Genomic DNA, 12,001 nt, shown 5'->3' with positions numbered 1-12,001 from the left:
CCTACAGGGATCATGCGTCCCCCTGTAGGAGCGGCCTTGTGCCGCGAAAGGGCCGCAAAGCGGCCCCAGGTTGTTGAATATCAAATAGAGGAACGGCCATGACCCTGCGTTCGGAAATCCTGGTGAACAAAAACGTCCTGCCCACCGCGGAACAGGCCCTGCCTGGCCGCGAAACCCCGATGACCCTGCCCGAGTTCCACTACGTGTTCGAAGGCACCCCGCTGCTCGGCCCGTTCTTCGAAGGCGACATCGATTTCGCCATCTTCGGCCTGGGCTGCTTCTGGGGCGCCGAGCGCCGGTTCTGGCAGCGCGAAGGCGTGGTCAGCACCGTGGTCGGCTACGCCGGCGGTTTCACCCCCAACCCCACCTACGAGGAAGTCTGCTCGGGCCTGACCGGCCACACCGAGGTGGTGCTGGTGGTGTTCGACAAGAACCGGGTCAGCTACCGCGAGCTGCTGACGATGTTCTGGGAGCTGCACAACCCGACCCAGGGCATGCGCCAGGGCAATGATGTCGGCACCCAGTACCGCTCGGCGATCTACTGCACCTCGCCGCAGCAACTGGATGAAGCCAACGCGAGCAAGGCCGCCTTCCAGGCCGAGCTGGGCAAGGCCGGCTTCGGCGAGATCACCACCGAGATCGCCCAGGCGCCGACCGTGTACTTCGCCGAGGCCTACCACCAGCAGTACCTGGCCAAGAACCCGGAAGGCTACTGCGGTATCGGCGGCACCGGCGTGTGCCTGCCACCCAGCCTGCAGGGCAACTGAGCCATGATCCTGTTCCATTCGCCGCTGTCGCCGTTCGTGCGCAAGGTGATGATCGTGTTGCACGAGACCGGCCAGCTGGACCGGGTCACCGTGCAGGGCGTGAACATCAGCCCGGTGAACGGCGACGCGCAGCTCAACCAGGGCAACCCGATCGGCAAGATCCCGGCCCTGCGCCTGGACGACGGCAGCGTGCTGCACGACAGCCGGGTGATCTGTGAGTACCTCGACAGCCAGCACGTCGGCCTGCCGCTGATCCCCCGCGAAGGCTCGGCACGCTGGCGGCGCCTGACCCTGGCCTCCCAGGCCGATGCGATCATGGACGCGGCGGTGGCTACCCGCTACGAAACCTTCCTGCGCCCGGCGGACAAGCAGTGGGACGGTTGGGTGCAGGCGCAGGGCGAGAAGATCCGCCGCAGCCTGGCCAATCTTGAACAGGAGCACCTGGCGGAGCTGGCCTCGGGGTTCGACCTGGCGGCGATTGGCGTGGCTTGTGCGTTGGGGTATCTGGACCTGCGCCAGCCTGAGTTCGATTGGCGTGGGCTGTATCCGGGGCTGGCGGCGTGGTATGCCGAGGTGAGCCAGCGGCCGTCGATGGTGGCTACAGCTCCGATAGCCTGAGACTACGCTGGCGAGGGCTGGCGCCCTCGTTTCGCGGCATAAGGCCGCTCCTACAGGAGTCCACTCAACCCTGTAGGAGCGGTCTTGTGCCGCGAAAGGGCTGCACAGCAGCCCCAGAACTTACCGCGGTATCACAGGAAACAACAATCCGATTCTCTGCGCCAACCAGCGCCCGATCTCTCTATCCTCCCTCATACCCCCCTCCCCACCCGCGACCAGTCCAGCCGCCGGGTCAGCACCATGAACACGCCCAGCAGGCCAAAGCACAGCAGCGAGCCCATCAGCAGCGCATAGTCCTCGGCGCTGAGCAGCCCATAGAGCATCGCGTACAACGCCGCCAGCCCCGCCGCAAAGCCAACCCCACGCCCCAGGCTGCGCAGCACATGAACCAGGTAGAAGCCGATCAGCAACACACAGCCCGACGCCGACAGCCCATAGGCCAGGCCAAACCCCAGGTGCTCGGACAGCGACAGCAACAGCAGGTAGAAGAACGCCAGGGCCACGCCCACCAGGATGTACTGCACCGGGTGCACGCTGAGGTTCTTGAGCACCTCGAACAGGAAGAATCCGGCAAAGGTCAGGGCGATGAACAGCAAGGCATACTTGATCGCCCGTTCGCTCTTGAGGTACTGGTCCACCGGGTCGACGAAGCTGACGCCAAATGAACGCTCGTTGAAATCGCCGCACTTGCCGACGGTCGCGCAAAGGCGCATGGACTCTTCCAGGTTGGTGGCGAAGAACGAGGTCTGCCAGTGGGCGCTGAAGCCCTTTTCATCGATGGCGCGGCGGCTCGGCAGGTAGCTGCCGACGAAGCTCGGGTGCGGCCAGTTGGCGCGCATGTCCACCGTGCTGCTGCGGCCGACCGGCAGCACCGCCAGCTGGCCGGTGCCCAGCAGGGCCAGGTCGAAGGCGTAGTCGAACTCGCGGGCCTTCTGGTCGCTCAACTGCGGCAGGGCCACATGCACGCCACCGGGCAGCCAGTCGACACCACTGCCGGCCTCGAACGGCAGGCGCTGGTCATCCAGGGTCAGCTCCAGGCTGTTCTCGATGCCGCGAATGTCGCTGATGCCGACCATCAGGAACGGCTTGTCGAAGCGGTAGTCGTCGTAGTCCTTCTCGATCCCCCAGCGCTCAGGCAGCTTGAAGCGACCGCTGACCTGACCCTTGGCATGGAACAGGCGCGCCTGGTAGATGCCGCGGGCGCGCAGCTCGGTATCGACGCCCACATCCATCGCGAAGGTTTCCGGCAGGAAGTAAAGATTGCCGTGCATCGTGGTGGTCTCCTGGACGCTCGTGCCGTCCTTGTCGATCCAGCGCCGCTCGTACTTGCGATAGGGCACCACCAGCACCGGGCCGCTGACCAGCTGGTCGAAGCTGGAGCTCGCGGCGATCTCGCCGAGCACGTTGTTGCGCAGTTGCTGACGTTCGTCGATCAGGCCGCCGATCATCAGCAGGGGAATCAGCAGCAGCAGGATCAGCACGGCGATCAGGCCGAGCTTGAAACCTAGGGACTTGTTCATGGGGTTGGGCTCCGTTTGCGATGGGGGCAGTGTCTGCCCGCCGCGTGGAGCCCTTGGGGAGGGAATGTGGAGATTGTGTGGAGATGGCTTGGACAGCAACACTGCGTGGGAGCGGGCTTGCCCCGCGAAGAGGCCCGATCAGGCAGTGATGTTGCCTGGGCTGGCCACTTCGCGGGGCAAGCCCGCTCCTACAGGGTCAGCTATAACGTCGGGCCGGCAGCCAGAGTCGCACCCGCACCCCACCCTCGACGTTGTCTACCGCCAGCGCCCCGCCGTGCAGCTGCATCACCTCTGCCACGAAGTTCAGCCCCAGCCCGGTGCTCTTGCGCCCGGTCCCAGGCCTTGGCAGCGAATAGAACCGCTCGCTGACCCGCCCCAGAGCGTACTCGGGGATTGCCTGCCCCTGATTGAACAGGCTCAGGGCCACCCGCTCGCCGTCACGCTCCAGTTCGAAGGCCAGCGCGCCTCGCTCGGGGGTGAAGTCCAGCGCGTTGTCCAGCAGGTTGGCCAACGCCTGGCGCATCAGGAACGGATCGCACAGCAGCCAGACGCCCGCCGGAATGCGCTGGCGCACCTGCAGGCCGGCGCTGTCGATCCGTGCGCCATGGGCCAGCAGCAGCTCGTCGATCAGCGCCGCCACCGCCACCTGCTGTTCATCTTCCAGTGCCTGCATCTGTTCGACCCGCGCCAGGTTGAGCAGTCGCTCGATCATCTGCTGCAGGCGCTCGCTCTCGCGCTCGATATTGCCGGCAAAGCGCGCCCGCTGCTCTTGCGGCATGTCGCCCTGCAGCAGCTCCGAGGCGCCGCGGATCGCCGCCAGCGGGCTCTTGAGCTCATGGGTGAGCGTGTGCACGTAGCGCTCGACATAGGCCTTGCCCTCCAGCTGGGTGCGCATGCGCTCCACCGCCGTGGCCAGTTGCAGCAATTCGCCGCCCTTGTAGTGCGGCAACGCGGCGCGCTCGCCCTCGCTGACCGCCTGGGCGTAATGGGTAAGCCTACGCAGCGAGCGGGTCAGCCACCACGACAGCGCCGCGCCCACCAACAGCCCCAGCACGATCAGCCCCAGGCCGAGGAACAGCAGCCGCCGCTCGGAGCGGTCGATGTACGGCTGCAACGAGCTGTTGGGCTTGGCTACGGTAACCACGCCGATGATTCGGCCGCCGTCGAGGATCGGCGCCGCCACATGCATCACCGAAGTGCTTTCGTCGTCCGGGTCGCTGCGGGTCGAGCGGGCGCCGTACTGGCCACGCAGGGTCAGGTAGACATCGTTCCAACGCGAGTAGTCCTTGCCCAGGTCCTGGCCGCTGGAGTCGAGCAGGACGATGCCCTTGGCGTCGGTCACGTAGATACGGTGGCTGACCTGGTTCTTCGCCAGCCCCCAGATCTGCGCGCTCGGACGCCGCTCGCCATACGAAGCAAGCACCTGCGACAGGCGGCTCTGGGTCAGGGTGCCGTTCTTCACATCGTCGTGAAGGATCTCGGCCAGCAGGTTGGCGGTGTCCACCAGGGTTTCTTCCGAGGATTGCCGCACCACCGGGCGGATCTGCTCGCGCACCGTGTTGAGCAGGAAGTAGCCCGCCAGGCCGACGAACAGGAAGTACACCAGGAAGATCCGGATCCCCAAGCGCATCAGGCGTGTTCCGGGCTGTAGCTGTAGCCCAGGCCGCGGTGGGTCTGGATCGCCTCGGCGTCGGGCGCGACCTGGCGCAGCTTGGCGCGCAGGCTCTTGATATGACTGTCGATGGTGCGTTCGTAGCCGACGTCCGAGGCCACGCCAAGGCCGTCGAGCAGCTGTTCGCGGCTGAATACCCGGCGAGGTTGCGCAAGCAGGCTCTGCAGCAGGCGGAACTCGTGGCGGGTCAGCGTCAGCGCCTGGCCCCGGTAGCTGATGCGCATGGCCAGGGTGTCGAGCTGGAACGGCGCGCTTTCGCTGGCCACCTCCACCCTGGGCGCCATGCGTTTGAGGATCGCCCGCACCCGCGCGGCCACCTCACGGGGACTGAAGGGCTTGACCACATAGTCGTCAGCGCCGATCTCCAGGCCCAGCACCCGGTCGATCTCGGCGTCGCGGGCGCTGAGGAACATCACCGGCACCTCGCTGAAGCGGCGCAGCTGGCGGCAGGTCTCGAAGCCGCTGATGTCGGGCAGGCCGATATCGAGGATCACCAGGTCGGCCGGGCGCAGGCGCTGCTGCTCGACGGCGGCGCTGCCGAGGGTCACCCACTCGGTGCTGTGGCCGTCGGCCTGCAGGGCGTAGACCAGGGTGTCGGCGATGGCGGATTCGTCTTCGACGATGAGGATGTGAGGCATGGCGTCCGGCCTTGCGGGGGCAAAGGCTGGACTTTGAGGCAAACCGCGATGGTCACGCAATCCTTGTTGCCTTTACGGGCCCTTTCGCGGCACAAGGCCGCTCCTACAGGGAAACGCGAATACCTGTAGGAGCGGCCTTGCGCCGCGAAAGGGGCGCAAAGCGCCCCCAAATGCGAAATCAGCAATCCGGTTTGCCCGCCGTGAACTTCTTCGCCGGGTTCACCGCCGCCTTGAACTCGCGCAGGGCCTTGGCGCCCACCAGCAGCGGGTAGTTGAAACTGCTGCGGTCGACCAGGTTGACCTCCACGGTGCGCTTCACGTCGCCCAGGCACAGTTCCAGGTCGACCACCGGGCGGCGCGACAGCTCGGGGGCATCGCCTTCTTCTTCCTCGTCGGCGCGGTTCTTGATCTTGCTGATGCGCGCCAGCTTGTGTTCGTAGACCTTGCCATTGGCATTCTTGGTGGCCAGGCGGAAACGCACCCAGTCCTCACCGTCGCGGGTGAACAGCTCGATATCCTTGGCCGATAGCGACGCGGTGTAGGCGCCGGTGTCCATCTTGGCCTTGAGGGTTTCACCGATCTCCGGCAGGGCGATGTTCTCGTAGCGACCGTACAGGGTGGGCTCGGCGGCCATCACCGGCAGCGCCAGAAGGGACAGCAGGGCAAGCAGGGGTTTCACGGGGCAGGCTTCCTTGAGAGGGGTCAGTGCTTAGACTGCGCAGGCAGGATAGGTTCGCTGGCAAAGGTTAAACAACACAATGTGAAACATTTGTCCCAGTTAATGGACGTACGACGTTTGGCGTAGGCCACTGCCCTGCTTATCATTAGCCACCGTTTACCTCACACCAACAAGAGTCTCCTTATGCGTCGCCTGCTGACCGGCACCCTCACCCTTACCCTGCTGCTGCTCAACACCCTGGTGATGATCGGCCCGTTGCTGGTCTTCGCCCTGCTCAAGCTGGTACTGCCCGGCCGTGGCCGCGACTACGCGTCGGCCGCGGTGATGTGGATCGCCGAGACCTGGTCGGAAGTCGACAAGGCCATCTTCGCCCTGTGCATCCCCACCCAGTGGGACATCCGCGGTGTCGACACCCTGCGCCAGGACACTTCGTACCTGTGCGTGAGCAACCACCAGACCTGGGTCGATATCCCGGCGCTGATCGAGAGCCTCAACCGCCGCGTGCCGTTCTTCAAGTTCTTCCTCAAGAAGGAGCTGATCTGGGTGCCGCTGCTGGGCCTGGCCTGGTGGGGCCTGGATTACCCGTTCATGAAGCGCTACAGCAAGACCTTCCTCGACAAGCACCCCGAACTCAAGGGCAAGGACCTGGAGATCACCAAGGCCGCCTGCGAGCTGTTCAAGCGCCAGCCGGTGACGGTGGTCAACTACCTCGAAGGCACCCGCTTCACCGAGGCCAAGCGCCAACAGCAACAGTCGCCCTACCGCCATCTGCTCAAACCCAAGGCCGGCGGCGTGGCCTTCGTGCTGGCGGCGCTGGGCGAGCAGCTGGATGCGCTGCTCGATGTGACCATCGTCTACCCGGGCGACAAGGCGCCGGGTTTCTGGGACCTGCTCAACGGCAGCATCAGCCGGGTGATCATCGACATCCGCGTGCGCGAGCTGGATCCGGCGCTGAGCGAAGGCGACTACGAGAACGACCCGGCCTTCCGCCAGACGGTGCAGGCCTGGGTGAACCAGCTGTGGCTGGAGAAGGACCAGCGGATCGAGGAGTTGCGCGCCGAGATGCGCTGAAGCCCGCGCCTACAGCATTTCGCGGTCCCTTGTAGGAGCGGCCTTGTGCAGCGAAAGGGCCGCACAGCGGCCCCTGCACTCTTGGCCTAAACGCTGGGAACCTGGGGCCGCTACGCAGCCCTTTCGCGGCACAAGGCCGCTCCTACCCTGCCCGCGTCAGGCGCTCAGACCGATGGCTGGCTCAACGGCGCAGGGCTATTCCACAGGCTCCCCAGGTTCTGCAGCAACGACCCGGCAATCCCCTGCTGCCCCAGGTACTGCAGGATCAACGGCGCGAACTGCCCGATCATCCCGGTATCCATGCCCAGCGCCTTGAAGGCGGTGTCCAGGTCGTTGCGGTTCTGCACCTCACCGCCCAGCGCATTGCCCAACGCCGAGCTGTTCTGGTCATTGCCGAGCAACTGCCCCAGCCCGCTCAACCCACCCAGCGCATTGGTGCCCGATAGCAGGTCCAGCCCCGGCACGGCCTTGGTCAGTTGCCCATAGTCATCGCCGCTGAGGTTGTTGCGCGCCAGCCCCAGCATCGCCCCAGCGCCACCGATGGCCTGCTCGGGGGTGATCTTCAATTCGCTGCCCAACGTATTGAGCAGATTGGCCTGGCCGGCCGGGGCCTGCACCTGGCCCTGTTGATTCTGGTTCTGCATGGCCGAGACGGCATTGGCCGCGTCGCTGAGGTTGAAGGCGAACACCGGGCTTGCGGCCAGGGTCATCAGGGTTGCCAGGGTGAATGCTTTCATCGGGGGACCTCGTCGGCCGGAATGGCCGGGAAACGAGGGGTTGGACTGGAGTGCCAAGGGTTTGTTCCGGGCCGGCCATCGGTGTTCATTGCAAGGGCCTTATCGCAGGGCAAGCCCGCTCCCACGCAGCGCTGGGTCATTCGTGGGAGCGGGCTTGCCCCGCGATGGACATTTACTGGCCGGCTCTGTTTTCCACCGCACTGGCCAACGCATCCGCCTGCCCCCAGGCGATATACAGACTGCGTAAGGTATTTCCCACGAACTAGTCTCGTTAGCAGAAAGTAACCTGCGGTCCAGTAGGACGATCCCTCAAACCTAGTAATTCTAACAGTTGCCGACTACAGGCCTGAGCCGCAGACTCATGGGACAGAAAGCTCACCGCCGGGGCCCCATGACAAAAGAACGCCGCCGAGTCCCAGTAATGGCATTGCTGGCGACTGACAAACAAGGAACGATTCTGCACCACCAGACGAGCGAAAAGAAAGTTGCCTTCTCATATACGGCGTTCGGGCACGACCCAGTCAAGAACGGAATATTATCATTACTGGGTTTCGCGGGTGAACCACGCACAAAAAACTGCAACTACTTACTGGGTGGCGGCTATCGCTCATACAATCCAACCTTGATGCGCTTCAACTCACCAGACAACTATAGCCCGTTCAGCGCCGGCGGAATAAATGCTTACGCTTACTGCGCAGGAGACCCAATCAACTATAATGACCCCACTGGGCATATGCCCAAAAGAAAAACGTCCACAGGCCGAGCTCCCCAACATCAAGGCGCACCGGATCTACTTTATCCACCCACCCTTTCTCGCAATCGAGAAACATACCAATTAATGATGCAGCATAAAGCAACCGCACCAACTTTATTTGACCACCTCCTCCTTCCCGAACCAGACCCGAACGATCCAACCCGTCCCAGCGCACCTGATTTGCAAAGGGTAACCGGACCAGACCATCGATCTTGGGAGTTAGCACTTCAAGTCAGTGAGCATCTAATCTTAAGCGACGTTGAAGCGTTACGACATCAGATACAGTTTTACATATACCTAGAGAACATAGAACTTTCACTAGCAGAAAAATCGACCTCACTAATTGATAAAAAACGACATAGATCCCAGGCAATCGCTTTCAAAAAAAACCGACTTAAAGCTGAATCAGCCCTCAAAGAAAAGACCACCCATCGTTTGGCGCCAGACGAAGAACGAGACTCAATCCGGAAGGTTGGTCAGTAAAAACTCAATCCAGTAAAACTATAGGCCCTATAGGATTGGAGATAACTGTTGCAGCTGTTGGCTTCCACCAAGCGAGCACGGGGCAAGTCCGCTTCCAAGAGGCCCAACCTGGATCAATCGTGGGAGCGGGCTTGCCCCGCGATGGACATTTACTGGCCGGCTCTGTTTTCCACCGCACTGGCCAACGCATCCGCCTGCCCCCAGGCGATCTGCATGGCCCGCAGCCCAAGCTTGAGCAATTGCCGCGTCTCCTCGTCCTCGATGCGGTCCAGCGCCCGGTGGCTGTCGCTGAAGGCGAACATCAGGTAGTGGGAGACGTTGGCCAGTACATACTCCATGGGCACGACACCGTCGTGGATGGCGCGGGCGAGGGATTTGTCGGGGGGTAAGGCGAATTGGTGGGGTGGATCAGGGACGATCTTTTTCATCGAGGCACCATGCTGTGTTGGGTGCCACCCGTCCGTTTCCACACATCAGGGTGACAGCTGTACACGGGGTGGAAAGACCGGTGCATGGTGAACCCGGCAGGCCTATAGGCCTCCCGTGTACAGCCGTCATGACGACAACAACCATGCTAACCGCCGGGTTTCCACACCCGATCACTGAACCGACAGCGACCGCGAGAGCCTAGTAGGCAGCGATGCTCCCGAGCAATCAGACGTGAATCGACAAGCTGCGTACGATATTTCCTCAGCACTCGATAGCCAACAAGAATTAGCCGAAATTTTAGTAGGAATATTCCTTATACCTATCAAATTTGCTAGTTGCCAACCTCGTCATCGCGCTCCACATTCATCTACTCAGAGCTGCTAACCGGAGCGAAGTCATGACTTCAAATAGTGAAACCTTCTCAGTCCCCCTTATTGCAGTAGACCCACAAGGCTCGGTTATTAACCACCAAGGAAACCTTTTCACATATACACCCTACGGAGCCGACCAACAAAAAAGCACAGGATCCTCATATATCGGCTACACGGGTCTTTCGCGCATGAGTTTTGGGGGCTACATGCCAGGAAGCTATCGTCGCTATGATCCACTTATAATGAGATTTACCTCACCGGACAGTTTCAGCCCTTTCGGCGAGGGCGGTCTAAACTCCTACTGCTATGCTAGTAACGACCCAATGAATAACATAGACCTTAGCGGTCACGTGTCATTCAAATGGCTTAAAAATATATTTGGCAGATCAAGAAGGAAAATTGAGAACTTGCAACCAGCAAAAGCCGCCACAACTGAAGCCAACACATTGTTGGCCAGCGCGCTATTCGGCACAGGCTATTCGAAAAACCTCCCGCGCCTAGACACGAACCCAAAAAACATCATAAAAATCGCAGAACGCATAGACATCGCAGAAATAAACACCCAGCTTGAAATAACAAGAACTGTTAGCAAGAAAAATTCAAAATTTGCCAAAAAACATGGAATTGACGTCCAGCCCGACAACTCACTAATAGAATCTTTCGAAGAATTTAAGAATGCAGCTTATGCTTTAAGAAACCCAGAGCGCATTACAGAAAACATCTCTATTCAAAATAACAGAAATAACTACAACACAAAGGTCAGCAAAATTTTTGGCCCATATAAAAATTCTAGTAAATATGATGATTGACTAGTAGCAAGACACAAGGCATAAAGCCCCTCTAGTAGGGGCCTTATGCCTAACGTGTTTTCAAGCCACGCTAAATGTTTTATGCGGATCAATCACAAACTTCTTCGGCACCCCCGCATCAAACTCGCCATACCCTTCCGGCGCCTGATCCAGGCTGATCACCTGCACCCCCACCACCTCTGCGATATTGATGCGATCCCACATGATCGCCTGCATCAGCTGGCGGTTGTACTTCATGGTCGGGGTCTGCCCGGTGTGGAAGCTGTGGGACTTGGCCCAGCCCAGGCCGAAGCGGATGCTCAGGGCACCGATCTTGGCGGCGGCATCCACCGCGCCCGGATCTTCGGTCACGTACAGGCCCGGAATGCCGATCTTGCCGGCCACGCGGGTCACCTGCATCAGCGAGTTGAGCACGGTGGCCGGGGCTTCGTGCTTGGCGCCTTCATGACCATGACCACGGGCCTCGAAGCCGACGGCATCGACGGCGCAGTCCACTTCCGGCTCACCGAGGATATCGATGATCTGTTCGTGCAGCGGAGTGTCCTTGGACAGGTCGACCACTTCGAAACCTTGCGACTTGGCGTGAGCCAGCCGGGCCGGGTTGAGGTCGCCGACGATCACGCAGGCGGCGCCCAGCAGGCGGGCGGACGCGGCGGCGGCCAGGCCGACCGGGCCGGCGCCCGCAACGTAGACGGTGCTGCCCGGGCCAACACCTGCGGTGACGGCGCCGTGGTAACCGGTGGGGAGGATGTCGGACAGGCAGGTCAGGTCGCGGATCTTCTCCATGGCCTTGTCGCGGTCCGGCAGTTTCAGCAGGTTGAAGTCGGCGTAGGGCACCAGCACGTACTCGGCCTGGCCGCCGGTCCAGTCGCCCATGTCGACGTAACCGTAGGCGCCACCGGCGCGGGCCGGGTTGACGGTGAGGCAGACGCCGGTGTGCATCTCTTTGCACGAACGGCAGCGGCCGCAGGCGACGTTGAAGGGTACCGACACCAGATCGCCGATTTTCAGGCGTTCGACGTCACGGCCCATTTCGACGATTTCACCGGTGATTTCATGGCCCAGGACCAGGCCGACCTGGGCGGTGGTGCGGCCACGGACCATGTGCTGGTCGGAGCCGCAGATGTTGGTGGAGACCACCTTGAGGATGACGCCGTGCTCGATCTTCTTGCCGCGCGGGTCCTGCATCTTGGGGTAGTCGATCTTCTGCACCTCGACCTTGCCCGCGCCGAGATACACCACTCCACGGTTACCAGACATGCTTCTTACCTCGCTTGATTTGTATTTATGCAGCGGTGGTGGAAAGCGCCGCCTTTCCGTGGGCGGCCTGTGTTACTGGAATGCAGGGGATTGTGGGCTGGATGGGAGGTGGGGCGGTGACTGGATGCGACAGGGGGATGTCTTTTTGCGGCAGGACAAAAGCTGGGGCCGCTGCGCGCCCCTTTCGCGGCAC

The 12,001-nt window shown here is 61.8% G+C and carries 12 protein-coding genes; 5 read left to right on the top strand and 7 right to left on the bottom strand.

Features of this window, described 5'->3' with window-relative positions:
• The first annotated feature begins 98 nt into the window (after positions 1-98).
• Positions 99-767, top strand: coding sequence for a peptide-methionine (S)-S-oxide reductase MsrA (msrA, locus tag NMG10_RS25445; RefSeq protein WP_203649778.1), 669 nt, complete (start codon positions 99-101; stop codon positions 765-767).
• Positions 768-770: 3 nt separating this feature from the next.
• The gene (locus NMG10_RS25440; RefSeq protein ID WP_254465345.1) at positions 771-1,385 is read left to right on the top strand and encodes a glutathione S-transferase; all 615 of its coding nucleotides are present in this window, start codon (positions 771-773) and stop codon (positions 1,383-1,385) included.
• Positions 1,386-1,576: 191 nt separating this feature from the next.
• Here the strand turns inward: NMG10_RS25440 and creD are convergent, their stop codons facing one another.
• The 4 genes from creD to NMG10_RS25420 form a co-directional block, all read right to left on the bottom strand.
• Complete coding sequence (gene creD / locus NMG10_RS25435; protein ID WP_203649773.1) at positions 1,577-2,905, bottom strand: cell envelope integrity protein CreD; 1,329 nt, start codon at positions 2,903-2,905, stop codon at positions 1,577-1,579.
• A gap of 196 nt (positions 2,906-3,101) precedes the next feature.
• Complete coding sequence (gene creC, locus NMG10_RS25430; protein WP_203649771.1) at positions 3,102-4,535, bottom strand: two-component system sensor histidine kinase CreC; 1,434 nt, start codon at positions 4,533-4,535, stop codon at positions 3,102-3,104.
• Positions 4,535-5,215, bottom strand: a complete 681-nt coding sequence (gene creB, locus NMG10_RS25425) for a two-component system response regulator CreB (RefSeq protein ID WP_234562813.1) — start codon at positions 5,213-5,215, stop codon at positions 4,535-4,537. The genes creC and creB overlap by 1 nt, the downstream gene beginning before the upstream one ends.
• A gap of 178 nt (positions 5,216-5,393) precedes the next feature.
• Positions 5,394-5,894, bottom strand: a complete 501-nt coding sequence (locus tag NMG10_RS25420) for an ATP-dependent zinc protease (protein ID WP_203649768.1) — start codon at positions 5,892-5,894, stop codon at positions 5,394-5,396.
• A gap of 183 nt (positions 5,895-6,077) precedes the next feature.
• Between NMG10_RS25420 and NMG10_RS25415 the strand changes: the two genes are divergently transcribed.
• Positions 6,078-6,965, top strand: a complete 888-nt coding sequence (locus tag NMG10_RS25415) for an acyltransferase (protein ID WP_254465344.1) — start codon at positions 6,078-6,080, stop codon at positions 6,963-6,965.
• Between the two features lie 164 nt (positions 6,966-7,129).
• Here the strand turns inward: NMG10_RS25415 and NMG10_RS25410 are convergent, their stop codons facing one another.
• Complete coding sequence (locus NMG10_RS25410) at positions 7,130-7,702, bottom strand: DUF2780 domain-containing protein (protein WP_232855034.1); 573 nt, start codon at positions 7,700-7,702, stop codon at positions 7,130-7,132.
• 391 nt (positions 7,703-8,093) lie between these two features.
• Between NMG10_RS25410 and NMG10_RS25405 the strand changes: the two genes are divergently transcribed.
• On the top strand, positions 8,094-8,939 hold the full coding sequence (locus NMG10_RS25405; RefSeq protein WP_254465343.1) for an RHS repeat-associated core domain-containing protein: 846 nt from the start codon (positions 8,094-8,096) through the stop codon (positions 8,937-8,939).
• Positions 8,940-9,088: 149 nt separating this feature from the next.
• Here NMG10_RS25405 and NMG10_RS25400 read toward each other — a convergent pair whose 3' ends face one another.
• The gene (locus NMG10_RS25400; protein WP_062572570.1) at positions 9,089-9,367 is read right to left on the bottom strand and encodes a hypothetical protein; all 279 of its coding nucleotides are present in this window, start codon (positions 9,365-9,367) and stop codon (positions 9,089-9,091) included.
• Between the two features lie 398 nt (positions 9,368-9,765).
• On the opposite strand from NMG10_RS25400, the gene NMG10_RS25395 reads away from it, so the two are divergent.
• Positions 9,766-10,548 (top strand): RHS repeat-associated core domain-containing protein, encoded by a 783-nt coding sequence (locus NMG10_RS25395; protein ID WP_232855033.1) that lies wholly within the window; start codon positions 9,766-9,768, stop codon positions 10,546-10,548.
• Between the two features lie 60 nt (positions 10,549-10,608).
• Here NMG10_RS25395 and fdhA read toward each other — a convergent pair whose 3' ends face one another.
• Positions 10,609-11,808, bottom strand: a complete 1,200-nt coding sequence (fdhA, locus tag NMG10_RS25390; protein WP_232855032.1) for a formaldehyde dehydrogenase, glutathione-independent — start codon at positions 11,806-11,808, stop codon at positions 10,609-10,611.
• Positions 11,809-12,001: the final 193 nt, after the last annotated feature.

This window comes from Pseudomonas sp. DVZ6 (genome assembly GCF_024259445.1).
GTDB lineage: Bacteria > Pseudomonadota > Gammaproteobacteria > Pseudomonadales > Pseudomonadaceae > Aquipseudomonas > Aquipseudomonas peradeniyensis.
Note: the sequence above shows the minus strand (reverse complement) of the source record. Positions and strands in the feature narration are given on the sequence as shown.